The sequence below is a fragment of the Pseudoflavonifractor sp. MSJ-37 genome (assembly GCF_018917965.1).
GTDB lineage: Bacteria > Bacillota > Clostridia > Oscillospirales > Oscillospiraceae > Pseudoflavonifractor_A.
Genome location: NZ_JAHLPP010000006.1, coordinates 82,780 through 104,227, shown reverse-complemented (window position 1 = coordinate 104,227; position 21,448 = coordinate 82,780). Strand labels below are relative to the sequence as shown.

At 65.4% G+C, this 21,448-nt stretch carries 23 protein-coding genes; 7 read left to right on the top strand and 16 right to left on the bottom strand.

What is annotated here, in order from left to right; genetic code table 11:
• Positions 1 to 11: 11 nt before the first annotated feature.
• From accB to KQI12_RS11210, 13 genes are all read right to left on the bottom strand, one after another.
• A complete protein-coding gene (gene accB / locus KQI12_RS11270; RefSeq protein WP_216573432.1) occupies positions 12 to 446 on the bottom strand; it encodes an acetyl-CoA carboxylase biotin carboxyl carrier protein in 435 nt (144 codons plus the stop codon).
• A gap of 3 nt (positions 447 to 449) precedes the next feature.
• A complete protein-coding gene (gene acpP, locus KQI12_RS11265) occupies positions 450 to 680 on the bottom strand; it encodes an acyl carrier protein (protein WP_216573430.1) in 231 nt (76 codons plus the stop codon).
• Positions 681 to 1,633: 953 nt separating this feature from the next.
• Complete coding sequence (locus KQI12_RS11260; protein WP_216573429.1) at positions 1,634 to 1,780, bottom strand: hypothetical protein; 147 nt, start codon at positions 1,778 to 1,780, stop codon at positions 1,634 to 1,636.
• Positions 1,777 to 2,259 carry a 23S rRNA (pseudouridine(1915)-N(3))-methyltransferase RlmH gene (locus tag KQI12_RS11255; RefSeq protein WP_216573427.1) on the bottom strand — a complete coding sequence of 161 codons (483 nt, stop codon included), beginning with the start codon at positions 2,257 to 2,259 and terminating at the stop codon, positions 1,777 to 1,779. The genes KQI12_RS11260 and KQI12_RS11255 overlap by 4 nt, the downstream gene beginning before the upstream one ends.
• Positions 2,260 to 2,292: 33 nt before the next feature.
• Positions 2,293 to 3,081: an MBL fold metallo-hydrolase gene (locus tag KQI12_RS11250; protein ID WP_216573425.1), complete on the bottom strand. Its 789-nt coding sequence runs from the start codon at positions 3,079 to 3,081 to the stop codon at positions 2,293 to 2,295.
• 87 nt (positions 3,082 to 3,168) lie between these two features.
• Positions 3,169 to 4,464 (bottom strand): UDP-N-acetylglucosamine 1-carboxyvinyltransferase, encoded by a 1,296-nt coding sequence (locus tag KQI12_RS11245; RefSeq protein WP_216573423.1) that lies wholly within the window; start codon positions 4,462 to 4,464, stop codon positions 3,169 to 3,171.
• A gap of 345 nt (positions 4,465 to 4,809) precedes the next feature.
• Positions 4,810 to 5,568 carry an ABC transporter ATP-binding protein gene (locus KQI12_RS11240; protein WP_216573421.1) on the bottom strand — a complete coding sequence of 253 codons (759 nt, stop codon included), beginning with the start codon at positions 5,566 to 5,568 and terminating at the stop codon, positions 4,810 to 4,812.
• 4 nt (positions 5,569 to 5,572) lie between these two features.
• Positions 5,573 to 6,364, bottom strand: a complete 792-nt coding sequence (locus KQI12_RS11235; protein WP_216573419.1) for an ABC transporter ATP-binding protein — start codon at positions 6,362 to 6,364, stop codon at positions 5,573 to 5,575.
• 54 nt (positions 6,365 to 6,418) lie between these two features.
• A complete protein-coding gene (locus KQI12_RS11230) occupies positions 6,419 to 7,966 on the bottom strand; it encodes an ABC transporter substrate-binding protein (RefSeq protein ID WP_253291049.1) in 1,548 nt (515 codons plus the stop codon).
• A 59-nt stretch (positions 7,967 to 8,025) separates the two neighbouring features.
• On the bottom strand, positions 8,026 to 8,862 hold the full coding sequence (locus tag KQI12_RS11225; protein ID WP_216573417.1) for an ABC transporter permease: 837 nt from the start codon (positions 8,860 to 8,862) through the stop codon (positions 8,026 to 8,028).
• Positions 8,859 to 9,803 carry a nickel ABC transporter permease gene (nikB, locus tag KQI12_RS11220; protein WP_216573415.1) on the bottom strand — a complete coding sequence of 315 codons (945 nt, stop codon included), beginning with the start codon at positions 9,801 to 9,803 and terminating at the stop codon, positions 8,859 to 8,861. The genes KQI12_RS11225 and nikB overlap by 4 nt, the downstream gene beginning before the upstream one ends.
• A 7-nt stretch (positions 9,804 to 9,810) precedes the next feature.
• A complete protein-coding gene (locus tag KQI12_RS11215; protein ID WP_253291047.1) occupies positions 9,811 to 10,656 on the bottom strand; it encodes a class I SAM-dependent methyltransferase in 846 nt (281 codons plus the stop codon).
• 26 nt (positions 10,657 to 10,682) lie between these two features.
• Positions 10,683 to 11,399 (bottom strand): class I SAM-dependent methyltransferase, encoded by a 717-nt coding sequence (locus tag KQI12_RS11210; protein WP_216573413.1) that lies wholly within the window; start codon positions 11,397 to 11,399, stop codon positions 10,683 to 10,685.
• A gap of 379 nt (positions 11,400 to 11,778) precedes the next feature.
• Here KQI12_RS11210 and KQI12_RS11205 point away from each other — a divergent pair, with 379 nt between their 5' ends.
• Positions 11,779 to 12,369, top strand: a complete 591-nt coding sequence (locus KQI12_RS11205; RefSeq protein ID WP_253291046.1) for a VanZ family protein — start codon at positions 11,779 to 11,781, stop codon at positions 12,367 to 12,369.
• Between the two features lie 29 nt (positions 12,370 to 12,398).
• Positions 12,399 to 12,728, top strand: coding sequence for a metal-sensing transcriptional repressor (locus KQI12_RS11200; protein ID WP_216573411.1), 330 nt, complete (start codon positions 12,399 to 12,401; stop codon positions 12,726 to 12,728).
• Positions 12,729 to 12,804: 76 nt separating this feature from the next.
• Here the strand turns inward: KQI12_RS11200 and KQI12_RS11195 are convergent, their stop codons facing one another.
• From KQI12_RS11195 to larE, 3 genes are read right to left on the bottom strand one after another with little or no spacing between them, the layout of a single operon-like run.
• On the bottom strand, positions 12,805 to 13,653 hold the full coding sequence (locus KQI12_RS11195; RefSeq protein WP_216573409.1) for an ATP-binding protein: 849 nt from the start codon (positions 13,651 to 13,653) through the stop codon (positions 12,805 to 12,807).
• Positions 13,654 to 13,681: 28 nt separating this feature from the next.
• Positions 13,682 to 14,806, bottom strand: coding sequence for a cysteine desulfurase family protein (locus KQI12_RS11190; protein ID WP_216573407.1), 1,125 nt, complete (start codon positions 14,804 to 14,806; stop codon positions 13,682 to 13,684).
• Positions 14,803 to 15,615 carry an ATP-dependent sacrificial sulfur transferase LarE gene (gene larE, locus KQI12_RS11185; RefSeq protein ID WP_216573405.1) on the bottom strand — a complete coding sequence of 271 codons (813 nt, stop codon included), beginning with the start codon at positions 15,613 to 15,615 and terminating at the stop codon, positions 14,803 to 14,805. The genes KQI12_RS11190 and larE overlap by 4 nt, the downstream gene beginning before the upstream one ends.
• 312 nt (positions 15,616 to 15,927) lie before the next feature.
• Here larE and KQI12_RS11180 point away from each other — a divergent pair, with 312 nt between their 5' ends.
• From KQI12_RS11180 to KQI12_RS11160, 5 genes are all read left to right on the top strand, one after another.
• Entirely contained in the window at positions 15,928 to 16,602 is a 675-nt protein-coding gene (locus KQI12_RS11180; protein ID WP_216573403.1) for a cyclase family protein, read from the top strand.
• Between the two features lie 76 nt (positions 16,603 to 16,678).
• Positions 16,679 to 17,770: a substrate-binding domain-containing protein gene (locus KQI12_RS11175; protein WP_216573401.1), complete on the top strand. Its 1,092-nt coding sequence runs from the start codon at positions 16,679 to 16,681 to the stop codon at positions 17,768 to 17,770.
• A 122-nt stretch (positions 17,771 to 17,892) separates the two neighbouring features.
• Complete coding sequence (locus KQI12_RS11170) at positions 17,893 to 19,449, top strand: sugar ABC transporter ATP-binding protein (RefSeq protein ID WP_216573399.1); 1,557 nt, start codon at positions 17,893 to 17,895, stop codon at positions 19,447 to 19,449.
• Positions 19,446 to 20,477, top strand: coding sequence for an ABC transporter permease (locus KQI12_RS11165; protein WP_216573397.1), 1,032 nt, complete (start codon positions 19,446 to 19,448; stop codon positions 20,475 to 20,477). The genes KQI12_RS11170 and KQI12_RS11165 overlap by 4 nt, the downstream gene beginning before the upstream one ends.
• 1 nt (position 20,478) lies before the next feature.
• A complete protein-coding gene (locus KQI12_RS11160) occupies positions 20,479 to 21,441 on the top strand; it encodes an ABC transporter permease (protein ID WP_216573395.1) in 963 nt (320 codons plus the stop codon).
• Positions 21,442 to 21,448 lie beyond the last annotated feature (7 nt).

The following is a 21,448-nucleotide window of genomic DNA, read 5'->3' as shown; positions in this document are numbered from 1 at the left end:
GAGGGGCCTCCTTACTTGAAGCGGAAGAGAGGCTGGTCGAAGCCCACCAGCTCGCCGTCGGAGACGAGCACCTCGGCGATCACGCCGTCCATGGGGGAGGGGACCTCGCTCATCATCTTCATGGCTTCCAGGATGCAGAGGGTGTCGCCCTTTTTCACGGCGGCGCCCACCGGGGCGAAGGGGGCGGCGTCGGGGGAGGCGGCGGCGTAGAAGGTGCCCACCAGAGGGGCCTTCACCACCGGGCCCTCGCTCTGAGCGGGGGCCTCCTCGGGAGCCGCCGGCGCGGCCGGCTGGGCCAGAGGGGCCGGCGTAGCCTGGACGGGCAGGACCGCCGCGGGGACGGTCTTGTCCAGCACCAGGCGCAGGTCCTCCTGCTCCAGCTCGAAGCGCTGGATAGAGCCACGCTCGAAGCGGTCCATCAGCGCGAAGATATCAGAGAGCTCCATGGCTTACTTGTGCGCGTCGATGTAGCGGACGATGTCGCCCACGGTCTTGACGTCCTTCAGGACCTCGTCGGGCATGGAGATGCCCAGCTCGTCCTCCAGAGCGGCGTTCAGGTCCACGGCGTCCAGGGAGTCCAGCTCCAGGTCGTCGGTGAGGCTGGCCTCCAGAGTCACAGACTCGGGGTCACAGCTCAGGTTGGAAACGATGATATCACGGACTTTCTCGAAGGTATCCATAGTAAACTCCTTTTTTCACGGCAGTGCCGGTGTTTGATACGGTCATTGAGAGGCATTTTAGTTAAATAAATTTAATTAAAATGATTTAAGCGTATTGTATCCACCGGGAGGAGAAATGTCAATGGGGAATTTGCCACGGGGGCGCTCTGAGGAGATGATCTTGTGAGGATCCACAAAACAGATGGGGGCGGATCGGAAGTTTTGGACGACAGACGTAGCGGGAAGAGGATGGTCCGCCCACGGGGCGGAGATGGGGGATGCGCTCGCCGCGCGGGCCGCCTATCCGGCGGGGACCCTATTTCTTTTTCTGAGCGTCAGAAAAAGAAACAGGGGAAAGAAAAAGGACCGCCAGAGGGGGACAGTCGATCCCCCTCTGGACTCCCCCCAATGCGTCTCCGGCTGGCGTTCGAAGGCAACAGCGCCCGCGCGAGCCTGGCAGCACACACACGTTCGCTTGGCGCTCCCGACGGACGTTTTTCGGCTCAAAAGACAAGATGGCCTGCCGCTTCGAAGGGCAGGATCGGACGGGAGCGTTTCGTGCATCCAGACCTCCATAGGGGCGGCGTCCCCGACGCCCCACCATAGACTTTCAGCCGTGCGCTCCGCGCGATCAGAGGATGTCCGAGACGAGGACAGGGCCTTCATGACCGAACGAGGAGAGGACGAGCGCATAGGTGGTGTCCAGAGGGGAGGTCCGCCCCCTCTGGCGTTCTTTTTCTTTCCCCCCTTTCTTTTTCCTCACGGGAGAAAAGGAAAGGGGACCCCCGCCGAGCAGGCGGCCTGCGCACACCCGCAAGGGGCATGCCGCATCCGTAAGGCGGCAAAGCCGCCAACGGCTGCGCAAGCGAGGACACAACGCACCCACCCCGTTGGCGGGGAAACAGACATCACCGGAGAAGGGCATAAAAGATCCCCCCGACGGCGATGCCGTCAGGGGGATGCACAGTCGATATCTATTTGTCCCACACCGTGTGCGTCCGACACGCCTGCTGGGCGGCCTCCAGGTCCGCCTTCTGGACGAAGATCCGATACTGGGTCGATGCAGTGGGATCCTCTCCGGCACTGCCCAGGAGGGAACGGACCGGTCCAGAGCCCGTCACTTGTGATAGCTGCTCCCCTCGCCGATCTTGAAGCCCCGGTAGATCTGTTCCAGGAGCATGACCCGGGCCAGGTGGTGGGGGAAGGTCATGGGAGACATGGACAGCTTCAGCCACGCCTCCGCCTTGATGGAGGGGTGGAGCCCGTAGGACCCGCCGATCAGGAACACCAGATGCTTGGCCGAGCTGGCGGCGCAGTCCTCTAAGATCGCCGCGACCTCCTCACTGGAGCGGAGCTTCCCCTCTACGCACAGGGGGATGAGGCGGGGACTGGGGGGCAGCTTGGCCCGGATCGCCGCCGCCTCCTTCTCCAGCGCCGCATCGATCTGGCCCCGGCTGGGGTCCGGAGGCAGACGCTCCTCCGGCAGCTCGAGCACCTGGAGCTTGCAGTAAGCGGACAGCCGCTTCACATACTCCGCGCAGGCATCCAGATAGAACTTTTCCTTCAGTTTGCCCACGCAGATGAGATAGACGCTGAGCATGGCGTTCCTCCTGTTCCTGGGATGGATGGGTCGTCAGACGATGTAGGTGGGGCCCTTCTCGGACCGGGGGGCCACGTCCAGCCGGACGTCGCTCCCGATGACCGCCCCCCGGCGCTCCAGAGCCAGACGCACCGTGTCATAGGCCCGCTGGGGGGTGTCGTTCTCCTTGGAGAGATGGGCCAGCACCAGCGTGCGGGCCTGATCCTCCGCCGCCTCGCACACCAGCTCCGCCCCGGCCTCGTTGGACAGATGGCCGTAGTCCCCCAGCACCCGCTCCTTGAGGAAGTAGGGATAGGGACCGGACTGGAGCCACTCGATGTCGTGGTTGGTCTCCGCCACCAGCAGATGGGCTCCGGCGATGCCCCGCTGGACGGCCTCAGTCACATGGCCCAGATCGGTGACCACCGCCGCCTTCCGGCCGCCGGCGGAGACGGCATAGCCGTTGCTCTGGGCGGTGTCGTGGGGCGTGGCGAAGGTCTCTACCGTCAGGGGGCCGATCTGGAAGGACTCCCCCGGCGTGAAGCCGAAGAGCCGGCCTTCCAGGGCGGGGAGCTTCCCCACCAGAGTCCCGGCGGTGCCATAGCTGGCGTAGACCGGCGTGGGGAGCTGGCGGCTCAGGGTGGCCAGGCCGGAGATGTGGTCGCTGTGTTCGTGGGTGATGAGCACGGCGGCCAGGTCTGCCGGGGCCACGCCAAGCGCTTTGAGGGCAGTGGTGATCCGGCGGGCGGAGATCCCGGCGTCGATGAGGATATGGGTGCCGCCCTCGGAGACCAGCGCGGCGTTCCCGCTGGAGCCGCTGGCCAGAGTGGTGAGTGTCAGCAAAACGATCGCGCTCCTGTTGGATAAAGATAGCAAAAAGAAGGGCGGCGGATGATCCGCCGCCCGTGTCGTCATATTGAGAGAGGGGCGTCAGCCGGCCGTGACCTCGCTCTGCTCCTCGTCGGGGGTGATGACCACCCGGATGTCGGCCCCCACACCGGAGAGCTTGCGGACGATGTCCTCATAGCCCCGCTCGATGTGGTGGATGTTGCTGATCTCGGAGGTGCCGTGGGCGGCCAGAGCGGCGATGATCATGGCCGCGCCCGCCCGCAGGTCGCAGGCCCGGAGCCGGGCCCCGGTGAGCTTTTCCACACCTTCGATGACGGCGATCTTGCCGTCCACCTGGATCTGGGCGCCCATCCGCCGGAACTCGTCCACATAGCGGTATCGGTTGTCCCACACGCCCTCAGTGATCACGCTGGTCCCCTTGGCCAGACAGAGCACCGCGGCGATCTGGGGCTGCATATCGGTGGGGAAGCCGGGATAGGGCAGGGTCTTGACGTTGGCCCGGCTGAGGGGGCCGTTCCGGCGGACCAAGACCGCGTCGTCCCGCTCCTCGATGTCCACGCCCATCTCCACCAGCTTGGCGGTGATACACTCCAGATGCTTGGGGATCACGTTCTTGATGAGGACGGAGCCGCCGGCGGCGGCGGTGGCCGCCATATAGGTGCCCGCCTCGATCTGGTCGGGGATGATGGAATAGGAGCCGCCGCCCAGACGATCCACGCCCCGGATCTTGATCACATCGGTGCCGGCGCCCATGATGTCCGCGCCCATGGAGTTCAGGAAGTTGGCCAGATCCACGATGTGGGGCTCCTTGGCCGCGTTCTCGATGATGGTCAGGCCCTTGGCCAGCGCGGCGGCCAGCATGATGTTCATGGTGGCGCCCACGGACACGATGTCCATGTAGACCGTGGTGCCGTTCAGCCGGCCGTCCTTGGCGGCGGCGTGGATATAGCCGCCCTTCACATCCACCTCGGCACCCATGGCCACGAAGCCCTTGATGTGCTGGTCGATGGGGCGGCCGCCCAGATCGCACCCGCCCGGCGGGGGGACCTCCGCGCTGCCGAAGCGGCCCAGCAGGGCACCGATCAGGTAGTAGGAGGCACGGATCTTCCGGGCCAGAGCCTCGGACACGGGGGCGTTGTGGATGTGACTGCAGTCGATGTCCACGGTGGTGCGGTCCACCGTGCGCACGTCTGCGCCCAAGTCCTGGAGGATGTTCAGGATCAGGGTCACATCGCTGATCTGGGGGATGTTCTCGATGCGGCAGACACCGTCTACCAGCAGGGTGGCGGGGATGATCGCCACAGCAGCGTTCTTTGCGCCGCTGATCGCGATCTCGCCGAACAGCGGTCTCCCGCCGTGGATCACATATTTTGTCAAGAGCGCACCTTCTATCTCCATCTCCGGGGCAGGGCCCGGCGTCGAAACGGCGGTGGGGATCTCTCTCCTGGGATACCACCGCCGCCTGTCATCTGTTCGTCAAGTCCGGGCGCCTAGCGCGCCCGCATCGAAGCCGAAGTTATCAACTCAAAGTATTATAGCATCATGGCACTATAAAATCAAAACAAATTTCAGCTCTCCGGCACGCGGACGATCTGGGATCCTGTCCTGTCTCCAACTTGCCCCGGAGGAGCGCCTCTTATGCGGCCCCGGACAAGAGCGGACCGGGCGGCCGCAGGGACCGGAGACCGGCGCCCCGCGGCCGTCCGGCCGTCGGAAAATGCGTCAAAATGCAGCGTCGATGAGGGCTTTGGCGGCCTTGGAGCAGGGGTGGAGCAGGACCTGCTCCGTGGGGCCCTCCTCCGCTATGCGGCCCCGGTGGAGGACCGCCGTCCGGTCGCAGAAGGACTGGACCAGAGCCAGGTCGTGGCAGATGAAGAGGATGGCGATCCCGTCCTGCTCCTTCAGCTCGGCCAGCAGATCCATGATCTGCCGCTGGACGGTCATGTCCAACGCGCTGGTGGCCTCGTCGCAGATCAGAAGAATGGGCTCCGCCGCCAGGGCACGGGCGACCGCCGCCCGCTGGCACTGGCCGCCGCTGACCTCGTGGGGACGGCGGGCCCCCAGGGCCGGGTCCAGCCCGCACCGCTCCATGAGGGCGGCGGTCCGGCGCTCCCGCTCCCGCCGGGGGACGCCCCGGACCCGCAGGCTCTCGCCGATCCCGTCCCCCAGCGTGCGCCGGGGATCGAAGGACTCCGCCGGACTCTGGAACACCATCTGGAGCTGACGGTAGACCGCCCGCAGGTCCCGGCCGGTCAGGCCGGTGATGTCCTGCCCATGGAGGAGGATCTGGCCGGAGGTGGGCTCCAGCAGACGGCAGACCATCCGGGCCACCGTGCTCTTGCCGGAGCCGGACTCGCCCACCAGACCCAGACACTGGCCCGGGGCGATGGAGAAGCTCACATCCTCCACGGCGGAGAGGGCCGTATGGCGGCCGGGGAAGGTCTTGCACAGGTGCCGGACCTCCAACACCGGTGTGGACATGGGCTCACGCTCCTTCCGGCGGGCGGCGGAGATGGGGGACCGCCTCCATCAGCGCCTGGGTGTAGGGGGACTGGGGCCGGTCCAGCACGGCGGAACAGGGCCCCTGCTCTACGGCGGAGCCCTCCCGAAGGACCAGGATCCGGTCGGCCATGGCCCGGATGACTCCCATGTCGTGGGCCACCAGGACGATGGCCGTGCCGCGCTCCGCCCGCAGGCGGAGGAGCTCCTCCACGACCTGCCGCCGGACGGTCACGTCCAGCGCGGAGGTGGGCTCGTCGGCCAGCAGGAGCCGGGGCCGCAGGAGCAGGGCGGCGCAGAGGCCCACCCGCTGACTCATGCCGCCGGAGAGCTGGAAGGGCCAGCTCTCCCATACCCGGGCCGGGTCCTCCAGCCCCAGCTTGTCCATGAGGTCCAGGGCCTCCCGCCGGATCTGGTCTTTGGGGACGGAGCGGTGGGCCCGCACGATCTCACAGAGCTGGGGGCCGATCCGCCGGACGGGACAGAAGGAGGAGCGGGCGTCCTGGAACACCATGCCGATCTCCGGCCCCAGCAGGGCGCGCCGCTCCCTCGAGGAGATGTGGATCAGATCCCGGCCCTGATAGCGGACGGAGCCGCCGGCGATCTGCCCGGAGGGGCCCAGCAGACCGGTGAGGACCTTGAGGACGGTGCTCTTGCCGGAGCCGGACTCCCCCACGATCCCAAGGATCTCGCCCTCCTCCACAGAGAAGGAGAGCCCCCGGAGCGCGGGCTGGCCGTCGTAGGAGACGGAGAGAGATGTAGTCTGGAGCAGGGGCATGGCGGACCTCCTGGTGAGAGTCGAGAGTTTTTTCCGCCGCGGGCGGGAAAACGATCATCCGATCTTGAGCGCCCCGCTGATCTCATAGTAGTCGCAGGGATGAGCGTCGATGCCGCTGACGTTGGAGGCGGTGACGATGCCCATGTTCAGATGGGACACGAAGAAGAAGGCGTCATCGTCCAGGATCTGCTGCTGGAGCCGGACCGCCAGATCGGCCCGCTCCTCAGGGGCGAAGGTCCGGTGGAGCTGGTCCACCAGAGCGGTGACGGTGTCGTTCTGATAGTGGCCGTAGTTCTTGGCCCCCGTCACCGTGCTGGTGAAGAAGTACTCCGGGTCGCCGGTGGGGGCGGTGGTGGTGGAGCTCACATAGACGTCGAAATCCCCGGCGGCGGCGTAGGTCCGGTGGTCGGTGGTGTCGTTCACGTCCACGTCGATCCCGATGTCCTTGAGGGTGGACTGGGCATGCTCCGCCAGCTTGGGCTGTTCCAGACGGGTGGGGTAGGTGAGCCAGCGGATCGTCAGCTTCCGGCCGTCCTTGTCCACATAGCCGTCCCCGTCGGTGTCGGTCCAGCCGGCCTCGGTCAGCAGGGCTTTCGCGCCCTCCGGGTCATAGGACACAGTGGAGACGGCGCTGTTTCCGTAGGAGAAGCCGTCCGGGAAGGCGGCGGAGGCGGGGACGCCCCGGCCCTCCATGATCACGGAGCAGAAGCGCTCTTTGTCGATGCCCATCTCCACGGCCCGGCGGATCCGGGCGTCTCCCATGAGGGGGGAGTCGAAGTTGAACTGTCCGAAGAAGCACCGGCTGGTGGCGGTGGAAGAGATCCGGTAGGCATCGTTCTCGAAGAGGGAGTAGTTGTCATACTGGAGGCCATACGCCCCCTGGATGTCCCCGTTCTGGAGGGCGGCGGTGAGGGCGCTGGCGTCCTCGAAGGAGCGGACCACCACGTGGTCCACGGAGGGCACGCCGCCCCAGTAGCCCTCATTCTTCTCCAACTGGATCTCGGTGGGGGAGACGGACGTGGCCACATAAGGGCCGGTGCCCGCCACATTGGCGGAGCCGCCCTCCCCCTGGATGCCGTAGTCCATGTCGATGATGGCTCCGTAGGGGTCGCCCAGATAGTGGATGAGGGCGGGACAGGGGGCGTTGGTGTGGATCGTCAGCGTCAGGCCGTCGGCGTCGATGGAAGCGATATCCAGATCGGAGGGAGCCCGGTCGTGGCGACCGACCAGATCCTCCAGACACTCCTTCACGGCCTGGGCGTCCATGGCCCGGCCGCTGGAGAAGCGGACTCCGTCCCGGAGCGTGATCTGGACCGTGGTGTCATCCAGATAGGTGTACGCGGTGGCCAGCCAGGGCTCTGGCTCCATGGCGTCGCTGTACCGGAACAGGGTCTCGCCCACACCGTAACGGAGGGCGCTCCAGCCGGAGTAGTTGTCATGGGGGTCCAGACCGGCATCGCCCATGGACTCGCCGTAACCGGTGGTGCCGTAGACGAAGGTGGTCTCTGCCGGCGCGGCAGTGGTCCCGGCGGACGGACCGCCGCAGGCCGTCAGACCAACGGCGAGGATCAGGGTGAGCGGGAAGTGCTTCATTCGTTCCATAGGGATCTTATCTCCTTACTGTGGTCCATGATATATAGGATAGGAAACGGCTGGGGGCGTCAGGAGGTCTGCCTGCGGGGGTCCATGACGTCCCGCAGAGCGTCTCCGAAAAGGCTGAACACTGTGACGGTCAGAAAGACCGCGCCGACCGGGGCGAGGACCATCCAGGGAGCAGTCTGGAGCAGGCTCCTGCCGTCGTCGATCATGCTGCCCCACTCGGCCATAGGGGGCTTCACGCCAAGCCCCAGGAAGGACAGGCCGGCCAGCTCCATCATCATGGTGCTCAGGTCCAGCACGGCGGCCACCAGGATCTGCCCCAGGATATTGGGCAGGACGTGCCGCAGGAGCAGCCCCGCCGGGGAACAGCCCGCCAGCCGGGCGGCCATGAGGTAGGGGGCCTCCCGCTGGGCGATGGTCAGGCTCCGGGCCAGACGGGCGAATTTGGGCCAGCTGATCGCGGCCAGGGCGATGACCGCGTTGTGGATGCCGCCCCCCAGCACGCCGGCCACAGCCAGGGCGAACACCAGCGTGGGGAAGGCCAGGAACAGGTCGGACAGGCGCATGAGCACGGTGTCCAGCCAGCCGCCCAGCCAGCCGCAGAGGAGGCCGATGGCGGTGCCCGTCACGGCCGTCACGGCGGTCAGGGCCAGCGCGGCGTAGATGCTGACGGTACTGCCCGCCAGCACCCGGGAGAACACGTCCCGGCCGAAGCGGTCGGTGCCCAGCCAATGGGCGGCGCTGGGGGCCTGCCGCACGATGGACAGATCCTGGACATTTGGGTCCAGGGGGCAGAGGGACCGGGCAAAGAGGGCCGCCGCCAGCAGGAGGGCCAGCAGGATGGAGAAGAGGATCAGCCGGGCGTGGGCCCGGTCCCGGCGGCGTCTGATGAGGCTCATGAGGGACCGCCTCCCTCCCGGGCCTGGGGGTCCAGATACCAGCAGAGGATATCGGAGACCAAGTTCACGGCCACGTAGATCACGGCCATCCAGGCCACATAGGCCTGGATGATCGGGTAGTCCCGCATATCGATGGCGTCCACCGCCATCTTGCCCACGCCGTCCCACATGAAGATGGTCTCCACGATCGTGGTGCCGCCCAGCAGACTGCCGATGGACAGGGCCAGCAGGGTGACGATAGACAGCAGAGAGGCCCGCAGGACGCTCCGCCCCACGATCGCGCGGCCGGGGATGCCACGGGCCCGGGCGGCGGCCACATAGTCCTTCCCCAGCTCCTCCAGCACAGCAGCCCGGATCTGCCGGGCGTATTTGGCGGTCATGGGGATGGCCAGCGTCAGGGCGGGCAGGACGATGCTCCGCCCCAGATCCGCCGTGGCGATCGTGGGCAGGAGCTGGAGCCGGATGCAGAACACATAGATGAGGAGGACGGCCAGGGCGAACCCCGGCAGAGAGGTCCCCACGAAGCTGAACAGCCGCACCAGCAGATCCGGGAGCTTCCCCTGCCGCACGGCGGCCAGGATCCCAAGCGGAACGGCCAGAGCCGCCGTCAGCAGGACCGAGACCGCCGTCAGGGCCAGCGTGGCGGGGAGCTTGGAGACGAAGGTGTCGTATACGTCCCGGTGGGACACATAGCTCGTCCCCATGTCGCCGTTGAGCATCCCAGCCGCCCAGCGGCCATACTGGACCAGGAAGGGATCGTCCAGACCGTACTCCGCCTTGGTCCGGTCGACGACCTCCTGGGAGACGGCGGCCCCGGCGTTCTCGTAGAGATAGGTCACCGGATCGCCCCCCGCCAGACGCATCATGCCGAAGGACAGGAAGGTGATGCCGATCAGGATGGAGATCAGGTGCAGGAGCCGCCGGCCGATATAGCGCAGCATGGGGCCCTCAGACGGCGGCCCCGGCCGGGACCAGACGCTCCGCCCGGCGGAGGGCGGCGGCGCGGCGCTTCACCGCCCGGATCAGGAACATGGGGGTGGAGGCGTTGTTGATCCGCTCGGCCCGGGTCCACACCCGCCGCCAGATCTCCCGCTCCACCTCCACCCGCATCCCCAGACGGCGGAGGAGCTCCGCGTCCCACACGGGCCGGGCCTGCCGGGAGAGAGGAGCCTGCCGGGCGATGGCCTCCATGGCGTCCACGTCGGTGCCGGCGGTGTCGTCCTCCACCTGGAGGTCGGCCACGTTCTGCCGGTCCTGGGCATGGGCCCCCAGAGCGGCCTCGTCGTAGAGATAGCGGTACCAGTTGGCGTCGAAGTTCAGCAGGAGGCCGCCGGGCTTGAGCACCCGCACCCACTGGCGGTAGGCGGCCTCCGGATCGGCCAGGTTCCAGGTCAGGTTCCGGGACAGGACCACGTCGAAGCGGGCGGAGGGGAAGTCCAGAGCCTCGGCGTTCATCTGCCGGAAGCAGATCCGGTCCGCCAGAGGCCCGGCGTTGTGCCGGGCCTCCCGGAGCATGGCGGCGGTGTAGTCCACCGCGGTCACATCATAGCCGGCCTCGGCCATGAGGATGGCGAAGAAGCCCGGACCGGTGCCGATGTCCAGCACCCGGATGGCTCCAGGCTCCCGGCCGGGGAACTGGGCCCCGATCCGCTCCCGGAGGAGAGAGCCCCACACGGCCCGCTGGCCGGTGGCCAGCTCGTCCTGGTTCACGGCGGAGTATCCGCTGGCCCGTCCGGTCCAGTAGGTCACGTTGTCCTGATGATAAGCGCCTCGGCGCGTCTGTGTCATTTCCATGGGGGATACCTCTTTCTGTGCTGGGATCAGGCGTAGGCCGCGATCTTGAAGATGGGGGTGGGGTTGTAGAACTCGTCCTCTCTGGGATAGACCCGCTTCCAGACGCCGGTGTCCACGGATACGTCATGGAACCCGGCGTCCCGCAGGAGCTCCGCGTCCCAGTGGGGCCGGGGCTTCTGCCCCGGCCGCAGGGCGTCTTTGAAGGACTCGTACCGGGCCATGAGTCCGGCGGAGATGTCCTGATGGGCGTGGTGGGCGGGGAGGTGATCCGGGGGCGCCTCCCGGCAGTAGTCGGCATCGAAGTCCAGCAGGACCCCGCCGGGCTTCAGAAGCCCATGCCAGGCCCGGTAGGCCTCCCTCAGATGGGGCAGGCCCCAGGTCAGGTTGCGGGTGACGATGGCGTCGAAGCTCCGGGGGGCGAAGGCGGGGGCTTCCGCGTCCATGACGAGGAACTCCGCTGGGAGCCCCAGCTCCCGGGCGGTCCGGCGGGCCTCCCGGATCATGGCCTCGGTCAGGTCGACGCCGGTGACAGTATGGCCGCAGGCGGCCAGCAGGAGGGCGAAGAAGCCGCTCCCAGTACCGAGATCCAGGATCCGCCAGTGGGTCCCGGCGGGGATGTGGGACTGGAGCTCAGAGAGCCAGAGGTCGTGCTTCTCTCCTTGGAACTCCCTGCGGCGCAGAGCGGAGAAGGCCTCCGCCCGCTCGGTCCAATAGGCGGTCATCTCTTGCTTCAGGTCTGTCATAGGTGCTGGGCCTCCGTGTCAGTAAGGTGTATGAGGACAAAAAAAGTCCGCTGTACCCGCGCCCTCATGGACGCATACAGCGGACTTCTAGTCCGTGAACGCTCGAAAAAAGGAAAAAGATGAAGCCGGGAACGGGCTCCGCCCGCGCGGCGGTGCTCCTGCACGGCCGGCAGGGGACGGCACGCCCCTGCTGTTCCGAACTATTATAGCAGGATATCCGCCGCCGGGGAAGCCCCCCGGGGGGTCCCATTTTGCCCCTGGATGCCGCCGGATCCGGCTCCGGTGGTCCCATCGGTCCTTGAAGCCGGCCCGGACATATGATAAGATGGGGACCAGATCTGGATCGGACGGGAGGGAGACTATGTTCAGGCGGCTCAGGATGATCATGGGCTCGGGGACGATGCTGGGTCACTTTTTACAGGCGCTTCCCATCGCCTGTGCCGCGGGCCTCCTGTATGCGGTAGTCCGGATCGCGGGGCAGAAGCGGAGGAACGCCCGGATCGGGTGGAAGAGGGAGCTGCTGAGGGCCCTGTTCGTGTGCTATTTGACCGGACTGATCAGCCTCGTCGTCCTGCCCGCGAATTTCTGGCTGCGGATCTATGACGGGCTCTTTTTGGGCTGGTGGGATGAGCTGGGGCCGATCCTCCAGATCGGCGATGTGGAGCTGGTCCCCTCCATTATCAAGCATCTGGATGGGACACGCTCGATCGGAAGCTGGGCCAGAACGATGCTGGCCGGCAACGTCATCCTGTTCCTCCCGCTCGGTCTGTTCCTCCCCATCGTCACGGGGCGGAGGGGCTGGAGGACGGTCCTGTCCGCCGCCGTCTTGGCGCCGGTCTGCCTGGAGACGCTCCAGCTGTTCTTCGGCCGGAGCTTCGATATCGATGACCTGATCTGCAATTTCATCGGGATCGCGCTCGGCGGAGCCATCGCGTCGGCGGTCCTTGCGGCTGGCGGGAACGAACGATGAGCGCGAAAAACGACAGAGGAGGCGGGGCGATGGAGACGGAGCACGCACATCATCACGAGCATGAGGAGGAGCAGGGCCATCCCCACGGCCATACACACAGCCATACCCAGACCAGGGCGGTGGTGAACCGGCTGTCCCGGGCGATCGGGCATCTGGAGTCGGTGAAGCGGATGGTGGAGCGGGGCGAGGACTGCTCGGAGGTCCTGATCCAGCTGGCGGCGGTCCGCGCCGCCCTGAACAGCACAAGTCGTCTCATCCTGGAGGACCACATCCAGCACTGCCTGCTGGACGCGGTGGAGCAGGGGGACCCGGCGCCCTTGGAACAGCTCAACAAAGCGATCGGGCAGTTCCTGAAATAAGTGGATATGCGAGGAGAGGGACGGACTGTCCGATCGTTTTGGCGATCGGACAGCCCGTCCCTTCTGTTTTAGCTGTTCAGCCCCGCTGGTCGTACCCTTCCAGGAAGGAGTGCTCCACTCCGCGGGCCTTGAAGCCGGGCATGGTGTCCAGCTTCACCGCATGGATGCTGTTGAAGATGCTCTTCTCGATGTTGGGGTCATCCCGCTTCAGACGGCGGAGGAGGGTCTTGATCTCCTGCCGCTTGGAGCCGCCGCCCCCGTTGTCACAGATCGCGCAGCTCTCCGTGAAGCGGCAGGCGCACTGGATGAACTCCAGCTCATTGTACCGCCGCCAGGCCAGGATGCTCTCCTCGTGGACGCAGTACAGGGGCCGGATCAGCTCCATGCCCGCGAAATTCGTGCTGTGGAGCTTGGGGAGCATGGCCTGGAGCTGAGAGCCGTAGAACATCCCCATCACGGTGGTCTCGATCACATCGTTGAAGTGGTGGCCCAGCGCGATCTTATTGCACCCGAGCTCCTTCGCCTTGCTGTACAGGTGCCCCCGGCGCATCCGGGCGCAGAGGTAGCAGGGGGACTTCTCGCTGTTGTTGGCCACCTCGAACACGTTGGTCTCGAAGATCGTCACCGGAAGCTCCAGGAGCTCCGCGTTGGCCTCCACCTTGTGCCGGTCGATCGGGCTGTAGCCCGGGTCCATGATGAGGTAGACCAGCTCGAAGGGATAGTCGCTGTGCCGCTGGAGGAGCTGCATCAGCTTGGCCAGGAGCATGGAGTCCTTGCCGCCGGAGATGCACACGGCGATCTTGTCCCCGGGCTGGATCAGCTCATAGCGCTTGATGGCGTAGGTGAAGGGCTTCCACAGCTCCCGCCGGTATTTTTTCAGGATGCTCCGCTCGATCAGCTGGCAGGGGGTCAGTTCCCGTCCCATGGCATCCACGTCCTTTCTGTGTTGTCGTTCATGGCCGGACCAGCGCCGCATAGCAGTCCCGGAAGGCGGCCAGGAAGCCGTCGATATCCGCCTCGGAGACGGCGCCGCTGAGGCTGATCCGCCAGGAGCACAGGGCCCGTTTCCGGTCCCGGCTCACAGCGTACACCGCCTTGGAGGGCATCCCGTCGGAGGAGCAGGCCAACTTCACTGACACGCAGATGCCCCGGTCGGACAGGGCCTTCTGGAAGGCGGCGCCCTTCACGCCCTCCACGCTCACGTTCAAGATGTGGGGCACCGCCCCGGCGGGGCTGTTGATCTGGAGCTTGGGGTAGGCGCTCAAGGCCTCCCGGAGCCGGACGTTCAGGGCCTGGACGTGCCGGAACGTCTCCTCCCGGCGTTCCAGAGCCAGCCGGAGGGCGGTCTCCATGGAGGCGGCCAGGGCCAGGGCCGGGGTGCCGCTCCGGTAGATCGTAGTGCTGGCGCCTCCGTGGAGGAGAGGCTCGACCACCAGAGCCTCCCGCTTCAGCAGGAGGCCGCTCCCGTTGATCCCCCCCAGCTTGTGGGGCGCCAGGCTCAGAGTGTCGATCCCGTCGAAGGAGAGTCCGATCCGGCCCACGGCCTGGGTAGCGTCCACATGGAGGCGGCACCGGGGGAAGTCTTTCAGGATCTCCCGGATCTGGTCCAGAGGCTGGACGGTGCCCAGCTCACTGTCCACGGCGGTGACGGCCAGCAGGGTGGTGTCCGGCCGCAGGAGCTCCCGGAGCTGGTCCAGATCGATGGCGCCGTCCCGGCGGATGTCCAGCAGGTCGATCTCCCAGCCCTGCTGCTGGAGGGCGGTGAGGCTCCCGCCCACGGAGGAGTGCTCCAGCTGGGTGGAGAGGATATGCTTCCCCCGGTGGCGCTCGGCCTTGGCGATGCCCTTCAGGGCCAGATTGTTGGATTCGGTGGCCCCGGAGGTGTAGATGACCTCGGAGGGCTTGCAGCCCAGAAGGGCGGCGATGGAGGCGGTGGCCCGGTCCAGCTCAGCCCGGGCGGCCTGCCCGGCCGGGTGGTCGGAGTTGGGGTTGCCGGGGAAGTTCCGGCTGACCTGACAGAACCGCTCCAGCACCGCCGGATCCACAGGGGCGTCCGCGGCGTAGTCCAGATAGATCATGGCGCCAGCGTCTCGTTCATGCTGCCGGTGCGGTAGCCCAGTAGGTCCATGGTCACATAGGAGAAGCCCCACTCCTTGAGCTTCTCATAGACCTGCTCCCGGACCCCGTCGGCCAGGAGCTTCCCGAATTCCTCCGGCCGGAGCTCGATCCGGGCCAGAGTACCGTGGATGCGCACCCGCACCTGATGGAAGCCCAGGTCCAGCAGGAGCTGTTCCGCCTTGTCCACCATGGACAGCTTCTCCTCGCTGATGGTCTCCCCATAGACGAAGCGGGAGGACAGGCAGGAAAAGGACTGCTTGTTCCAGGTGGCCAGCCCAAGTGCCTTGGACAGGGCCCGGATCTCACCCTTGCACAGATCTGCCTTCCGCAGAGGACTGGACACCCCCAGCTCCTTCACAGCCATCAGGCCGGGACGGTAATCCCCGTCGTCATCCGTGTTGGAGCCTTCGGCCACGAAGCCGATGTCTCGGGCCCTGGCGATGTCCCAGATCTTCTCGAAGAGCTCGTGCTTGCAGAGATAGCACCGGTTTTTGGGGTTCTGGCGGAAGCCGTCGATGTCCAGCTCCTCGGACTGGCACACCACGTGCTCGATCCCGTTCTGGGCGCAGAAGGCCTGAGCCTCCTTCATCTCCCGGGCGGGGAAGGAACAGGAGGCCGCTGTCACGGCGATGGCCTTGTCCCCCAGCACGTCATGGGCCACCCGGAGCAGGAAGGTGGAATCCACGCCTCCGGAGAAGGCCACGGCCACGGCGCCCATGGCCGCCAGGTCCTCCCGGAGCTTCTGATATTTTTCCTCGGTCGTAGGCATGAGAGATCTCCTTTATCCATTATCCATATGAGTCGAACGTGTCCGCAGAGCGGTGTTCCGTGGATACATAAACATAGTATGTTTATCGGTTGAGTAAGATGATAGCACGGTACGCCCACCTCTGTCAACGGGGGAGATGTCTGTGTACCGGCGCGTATGATGAAAAAATTTTCCGAAAAATCGAAAGATTTTTCATTCTCATCGGAGCAGACATCTTGTAGAATGGTACCAGACGACAGGGGAGATATCCCACGTGGATATGTCAAGTTGTCGGAAACCATCAGTTCAAATACGCGGGAGATGGAGGGAACGATGTATCATCTGCTGTCCTATCCGATCGACGATCATATGCCGGCCTGGCCTGACAGTCCACAGCTGGATGTGGACAAACGGCTCCAGATCGCCAAGGGCGATGTGGCCAACACAGTCTATTTCAGCTTCTACAACCACACGGGCACCCACATGGACGCCCCCAACCACTACCTGGCCGACGGCATCCAGATCGCCCAGCTTCCGCTGGAGCGGTTCATCTATGAGAAGCCCCTGATGGTGGAGCTCCCCAAGGAGCCCTGCCAGAAGGTGACGGCAGAGGACCTGATCCCCTATGCCGACCAGATCGCGGACTGCGACCTGCTGATGATCCACACCGGCTTCGACAAGGTCCGTCAGACCGACGTCCCCACCTTCGAGCAGAGGGGACCGGGCATCGGCTCTGACTGCGCCGCCTGGCTGGTGGAGCACGCCCCGGCCCTGAAGGCCGTGGCCGTGGACTTCGTCTCCCTGGCCTCTTACAGCGATCAGGAGGACGGCAATGAGGCTCACCGGACCCTTTTCCGGGGGAAGGACGGCCATTTCATCTGCGGCATCGAGGACGTACATATGCTCCCTGTGGTGGGGAAGAAGCTCAAAAAGGTCGTGGCTCTGCCCATGCTGATCCAGGGCATCGACAGCGCCCCCGTCACCATGGTGGCGGAGACCGACGACTGATCTCGGACCCGAGCGGGACCGTTCCCGCTGGTACATATGGAAAGAGACGAACAAAAACATTGAGGAGGACGACGAAATGAAAAAGAACGTGATGGCTCTTGGTCTGGCCGCTTCCATGATGCTGACTCTGGCCGCCTGCGGCGGCGGTTCCGGCTCCGGCGGCGCCAGCTCCGCCCCCCAGGCTTCCGGCTCCGGCTCCGGCGACGGTGAGGGCGGCTACAAGATCGCCTTCAGCAACTCCTATGTGGGCAACGCGTGGCGCACCGCTTCCGTCAACATCTTTGACGCCTACACCGCCGATCTGGTGGACCAGGGCGTCCTCTCCAAGGCGTATTCCTCCAGCGCCGGCGACGATGTGCAGGCTCAGATCAACGAGATCCGCAACATGATGAGCGAGGGCTACGACGCCATCGTCTGCATCGCCGCCTCCGCCACCGGCCTCCAGTCCGTGCTGGAAGAGGCCGCTGAGCGCGGCATCGTGGTGGTCTGCTTCGACGCCAACGTGGACTCCGACCTGGTGTACAACGTGAACACCGACCAGCACGAGTACGGCCGCCTGCTGGCCCAGTCTCTGGCCGACCGCATGGACGGCAAGGGCAACATCCTCTGGATCAAGGGCATCGAGGGCAACCAGGTCACGCTGGACCGTACCGCCGGCATGGAGGAGGTCCTCCAGAACTACCCCGACATCAAGGTCCTGGGCGAGGGCTTCGGCAAGTGGGACATCTCCACCACCGCCTCCGTCATGAGCAACCTGATGAGCGCCTACGGCTCTCAGGGCATCGACGGCATCCTGTCTGAGGGCGGCGGCGGCCACGCCATCGTCCAGTCCCTGAGCGAGAACGGCATCGATCCCGCCTCCATCCCCATCTCTGAGGGCGAGATGTTCAATGCCTGGATGAAGGACTGGGTGGACCTGGATCTGGACGCGTTCAGCACCGCTCAGCCTCCGTACCTGTCCGCCGCCGCCGTGGATGTGGCCCTGAAGGTCCTGAACGGCGAGGAAGTGGACTCCTGGACCTATATCGACCTGCCCACCTGCTCCTCCACCGAGGAGGCCAAGGACAAGTGGTATCAGCCCGATCAGGAGGGCGGCTTCGTCTGCGACTGGACCGACAACAACAACACCTGGAACCTGTCCGTGGAGGACGTGGCCCCCAAGTCCTAAAGGGAAGGGCCGAGACGGCATCGACCTGACACGGCGCAATTGAATGACTGACGGAAGGGGGCCGTCTCAAAACGAATGGTTTGAGACGGCCCCCTCCTTATTTCTCAGGAGTGGTGAAGAGAATGGATGTTAGGAATCAGACAGCGGCCGCCGCGGAAGCGGAGCCCAAGACGCAGGTGCCTCTGATCGAGACGGCCCATGTGGGCAAGCGGTTCGGCGGCATCATCGCGCTGGAGGACGCACAGATGAAGTGCTATCCCGGCGAGACCCACGTGCTGATCGGCGAGAACGGCGCCGGCAAGAGCACCATGGTGAAGATCATCTGCGGCGTCACGATCCGTGACACCGGCGATATCTACATGAACGGCGAGAAGATCGAGATCAACAGCGCCCAGGACGCCAACCGCCACAAGATCGCGGCGGTGTTCCAGGAGTTGTCCCTGATCCAGGAGCTCTCCGTGGCGGAGAACATCTTCATGGCCAACGAGCCCTTGACCCGCTTCGGCCGGATCGACTTCAAGCAGATCTACAAGAAGGCCCAGGAGTTCCTGGACCAGATCGGCCTGGATCTGGAGCCCCGGATGCTGGTCCGGGACCTGACCCTCTGCCAGCAGCAGCTGGTGGAGATCGCCAAGGCTCTCTATAAGGACCCCGACGTGCTGATCCTGGACGAGGCCACCTCCGCCCTGGGCGAGAAGGAGGTCAAGTGGCTCTTCGCCATGATGAAGAAGCTCACCAAGGAGCAGGACAAGGGCATCCTCTTCATCTCCCACCGTATGGACGAGCTGGAGCAGGTGGCCGACCGGGCCACCATCTTCCGCGACGCCCACTACATCATGACCTTCCCTTGGGGCCAGCTGGGCAACGATGAGATCGTGGAGCACATCTCCGGCCGCAAGGTGGCCCTGGAGGACATGGAGCGGCCCAAGGGCAGCGACACCGATATCGCGCTGGAGCTCCGCCACGCGGGCAAGGGCACCGTCCTCCACGATTTGAACCTGAAGCTCAAGAAGGGCGAGATCCTGGGCATCGCCGGCCTGTCCGGCCACGGCCAGGTGGAGCTGCTCCACGCCCTGTTCGGCGACGGCGAGTTCGACACCGGCGAGATGCTGGTGGAGGGCAAGCCCGTCACCGTCCACAACGAGCGGCAGGCTCTGGCCAACGGCATCGTCCTGATCCCCGAGGACCGGAAGAACGACGGCCTGATCCTGACCCGTTCCATCGGCGAGAACATCACCATGATGAGCCTGAAGGAGATCTCCAATGCCGGCGTCCTGTCCGGCGCCAAGGAGAAAAAGACCATCGCGGACGCCATCAAGCGCATGAGCATCAAGGTGTTCAGCTCCGACCTGCCGGTGGGCAGCCTGTCCGGCGGCAACCAGCAGAAGGTGGTCATCGCCAAGGCGCTGGCCACCAATGCCAAGATCGTGCTCCTGTCCGACCCCACCCGCGGTATCGACATCGGCACCAAGAGCGAGATCTACCGTCTGATGGTGGAGCTGACCAAGGAGGGCTACTCCATCGTCTTCTATTCCACCGAGACCGCCGAGCTGCTCATGCTGTGCAACCGGGTGCTGGTGTTCTACGAGGGCCGCATCGCGGCCGAACTGGAGGGCGACCAGGTCACCGAGCGCAACATCATCTCCCAGTCCATCGGCGTAGGAGGCGAACAGCAATGAAAAACAATAAGCTCGTGAAGCTCTTCCTGCGGCGCTACGCCGAGGGCGTGGTGGCCTACTGTGTGCTGGCCGTGGTGCTGGTGCTCTTCGCGTTCAACCAGGCCGACTTCTTCACGGTATACGGTCCCCAGTCCATCTTCAACCAGGTCATCACCCTGTGCGTGGCCTCTCTGGGCCAGACGGTGATCATCCTCACCTCGGGCATCGACCTGTCGGTGGGCAGCCTGATCATCTTCACCAACTGCGTGGCCGCCACGATCTATATGCCCGTCACCAATATGGTGGGTGGGAACATCGTGGCGGGCGGCATCGCCACCGTGGTCATCGTGCTGATCATCGGCGTGCTGGCCGGCCTCTTCAACGGCTGCATGGTGGTCTACGGCCGCCTCCAGCCCATCGTGGTCACCCTGGCCACCGGCTCCATCTTCAGCGGCCTGGCCCGCTATGTCCGTCCCACCCCCGGCGGCGAAGTGCCCAGCGCCTTCGCCCGCTTCTTCACCGGCCGCGTGGGCGGCGTGATCCCCATGTCCGCCATCATCCTGGCCCTGGTCATCGTGTGCATCTGGGTCCCCTACCGCCGCAGCCGCTCCGGTCAGGCCCTGTATGCCATCGGCGGCAATGAGAAGGCCGCCTTCCTGAACGGCATCAAGATCGAGAAGGCCAAGCTGACCGCCTACTGCGTGGCCGGCCTGTGCGCCGCCATCTGCGGCGTGCTCCTGACCGCCCAGACCCGTTCCGGCGACCCCACCGCCGCCAACAACTTCACCAACAACTCCATCGCGGCGGCGGTGCTCGGCGGCGCCTCCCTGGCGGGCGGCAAGGGCTCCTACTTCGGCTCCATCGCCGGCGCCATGACCCTGTCCCTGATCGTGGGCCTGCTGATCTTCTGGAAGATCTCCTCCTACTATCAGAACCTGGTGCAGGGCATCATCCTGATCCTGGCCCTGTCCGTCGGCTTCTTCACCGCCTACGCCAAGCAGAAGCGGGAGAAGGCCAAGGCCATCGCGGAAGAGAAGGAGGCTGCCTGATATGGAAGCGACTGAGAAGAAACTGGACCTGAAGCAGCTGCTCACGTCCAACGGGCCCCGCATCGTCCTGATGATCCTGGCCCTGTACCTGGTCTCCGGCATCCTGGAGCCCAACTATCTGGCCCCCAGCCACATCATGAGCGTCCTGGTGCTGTGCAGCTTCCTGGGCATCATCTGCATCGGCCAGACCCTGATCATCCTCACCGGCGGCGCGGACCTGTCCGTGGCGTACAGCGTCACCTTCGCGGCCTGCATCTTCGCCCAGACCACCAAGACCACAGGCAACGGCATGATCGGCTTCGCCGCCACCATCGCCGTGGGCATCCTGATGGGCCTGTTCAAAGGCATCGGCGTGGCCGTCCTGCGGATCACCCCCATGGTCATGACGCTGGCCACCAACGCCATCCTCATGAGCTGCACGTTCCTGTACACCCAGGGCGTGCTGAAGGGCGAGTCCACCGCGCTGGTCACCGCTCTGGCCAAGGACAGCTTCCTGGGCATCCGGTACTGCGTGCTGGTGTGGGCGGCCCTGGGCATCCTGACCATCTTCCTCCTGCGCAAGACCGCCTTCGGCCGCAAGATCTTCGCCGTGGGCTGCAGCAGCCGGGTCACGGACCTGTCCGCCATCAACACCAAGGCGGTGCTGATCGGCGTGTATGTGATCGCCTCCGTCATGATGGCCATCGCGGGCATCCTGCTGATCGGCCACCTGGGCTACCCCAACTACACCATGGCCGACGACTATCAGCTGATCTCCATCGCGGCGGTCGTCATCGGCGGCACCTCCATCCTGGGCGGCCACGGCGGCTATCTGGGCACCATGGGCGGCGTCGTCATCATCTACCTGATCCAGAGCCTGCTGATCATCCTGAACATGGCCGAGGCCGGCCGTGAGATCGTCAACGGCGCGATCATCCTCATCATCCTGCTGGCCTATGGCCGCGGCAAGAAGCAGAGCGCGTGAGCATAAG

Bases quoted from the DNA above. Each gene is read 5' to 3' on its own strand.
- accB (WP_216573432.1), bottom strand. From the start codon at position 446: ATGGAGCTCTCTGATATCTTCGCGCTGATGGACCGCTTCGAGCGTGGC.
- KQI12_RS11195 (WP_216573409.1), bottom strand. From the start codon at position 13,653: ATGGGACGGGAACTGACCCCCTGCCAGCTGATCGAGCGGAGCATCCTG.
- KQI12_RS11225 (WP_216573417.1), bottom strand. From the start codon at position 8,862: ATGAGCCTCATCAGACGCCGCCGGGACCGGGCCCACGCCCGGCTGATC.
- KQI12_RS11230 (WP_253291049.1), bottom strand. From the start codon at position 7,966: ATGGAACGAATGAAGCACTTCCCGCTCACCCTGATCCTCGCCGTTGGT.
- nikB (WP_216573415.1), bottom strand. From the start codon at position 9,803: ATGCTGCGCTATATCGGCCGGCGGCTCCTGCACCTGATCTCCATCCTG.
- KQI12_RS11240 (WP_216573421.1), bottom strand. From the start codon at position 5,568: ATGTCCACACCGGTGTTGGAGGTCCGGCACCTGTGCAAGACCTTCCCC.
- KQI12_RS11165 (WP_216573397.1), top strand. From the start codon at position 19,446: ATGAAAAACAATAAGCTCGTGAAGCTCTTCCTGCGGCGCTACGCCGAG.
- KQI12_RS11235 (WP_216573419.1), bottom strand. From the start codon at position 6,364: ATGCCCCTGCTCCAGACTACATCTCTCTCCGTCTCCTACGACGGCCAG.
- KQI12_RS11255 (WP_216573427.1), bottom strand. From the start codon at position 2,259: ATGCTCAGCGTCTATCTCATCTGCGTGGGCAAACTGAAGGAAAAGTTC.
- KQI12_RS11205 (WP_253291046.1), top strand. From the start codon at position 11,779: ATGATCATGGGCTCGGGGACGATGCTGGGTCACTTTTTACAGGCGCTT.
- KQI12_RS11190 (WP_216573407.1), bottom strand. From the start codon at position 14,806: ATGATCTATCTGGACTACGCCGCGGACGCCCCTGTGGATCCGGCGGTG.
- KQI12_RS11215 (WP_253291047.1), bottom strand. From the start codon at position 10,656: ATGGAAATGACACAGACGCGCCGAGGCGCTTATCATCAGGACAACGTG.
- acpP (WP_216573430.1), bottom strand. From the start codon at position 680: ATGGATACCTTCGAGAAAGTCCGTGATATCATCGTTTCCAACCTGAGC.
- KQI12_RS11210 (WP_216573413.1), bottom strand. From the start codon at position 11,399: ATGACAGACCTGAAGCAAGAGATGACCGCCTATTGGACCGAGCGGGCG.
- KQI12_RS11175 (WP_216573401.1), top strand. From the start codon at position 16,679: ATGAAAAAGAACGTGATGGCTCTTGGTCTGGCCGCTTCCATGATGCTG.
- KQI12_RS11160 (WP_216573395.1), top strand. From the start codon at position 20,479: ATGGAAGCGACTGAGAAGAAACTGGACCTGAAGCAGCTGCTCACGTCC.
- larE (WP_216573405.1), bottom strand. From the start codon at position 15,615: ATGCCTACGACCGAGGAAAAATATCAGAAGCTCCGGGAGGACCTGGCG.
- KQI12_RS11170 (WP_216573399.1), top strand. From the start codon at position 17,893: ATGGATGTTAGGAATCAGACAGCGGCCGCCGCGGAAGCGGAGCCCAAG.
- KQI12_RS11180 (WP_216573403.1), top strand. From the start codon at position 15,928: ATGTATCATCTGCTGTCCTATCCGATCGACGATCATATGCCGGCCTGG.
- KQI12_RS11200 (WP_216573411.1), top strand. From the start codon at position 12,399: ATGGAGACGGAGCACGCACATCATCACGAGCATGAGGAGGAGCAGGGC.